We start from the raw sequence: 884 nt of genomic DNA, 5'->3' as shown, positions 1-884 counted from the left end.
CTCGGGCAAGAACGGCTCGATCTTCGATTTCGTGATGCTGACCGAGGGCGTCGACTTCCCCGAAGCGGTCGAGCGGCTGGCGGCGATGGCCGGCGTTGCGCTGCCGGTGCAGACGCAAGAATCCGCGCGCCAGGAGCTGCGCCGCAAATCGCTGTACGACGTGATGGAGCTGGCGGCTAATTACTTCGCCGACAATCTCGCCTCACGCGCCGGCGCCCGCGCCCGCGGCTATCTGGCCGACCGCGCGATTCTGCCGGGCACCCAGGTCAAGTTCCGGCTCGGATATGCGTCGAACGAGCGCTTTGCGCTGAAGGAGCATCTCGGCAAGCACGGTGTGCCGGTGGCCGACATGATCGAAGCGGGGCTGTTGTCGGCGGGCCCCGACATCCCGGTGCCGTTCGACAAGTTCCGCGACCGGGTGATGTTTCCGATTCTGGATCTGCGCGGCCGGGTGATCGCGTTCGGCGGCCGCGCGCTGGAGAAGGATGTCGCAGCGAAGTATCTGAACTCGCCCGAGACACCGCTGTTTCACAAGGGCGACAACCTCTACAACCACGCGCCCGCGCGCAAAGCCGCGCATGAAGGCGGTTCGGTGATCGTGGTCGAAGGCTATGTCGACGTCATCGCGCTGGTCACGGTTGGTTTCCCCGCAACCGTCGCGCCGCTCGGCACCGCGCTGACCGAGGCGCAGCTTCAGCACCTCTGGAAAATGGCCGACGAGCCGATCCTGTGCTTCGACGGCGACCGCGCCGGCCAGAAGGCGGCGTATCGCGCCGCCGACCTGGCGCTGCCGCATCTGAAGCCCGGGAAAAGCCTGCGCTTTGCGCTGCTCCCCGAAGGCCAGGACCCCGACGATCTCGCCCGCGCCGGCGGCCGGCTCGCGG

1 protein-coding gene is annotated in these 884 nt (G+C 67.6%); it reads left to right on the top strand.

Going from position 1 to position 884, the window contains the following annotated elements:
- The coding region (gene dnaG / locus DU475_RS23885) for a DNA primase (RefSeq protein ID WP_164633524.1) at positions 1-884 on the top strand (884 nt) is incomplete at both ends.

This window comes from Rhodopseudomonas sp. WA056, assembly GCF_010906995.1.
GTDB classification, from domain to species: Bacteria; Pseudomonadota; Alphaproteobacteria; order Rhizobiales; family Xanthobacteraceae; genus Rhodopseudomonas; species Rhodopseudomonas palustris_G.
Note: the sequence above shows the minus strand (reverse complement) of the source record. Positions and strands in the feature narration are given on the sequence as shown.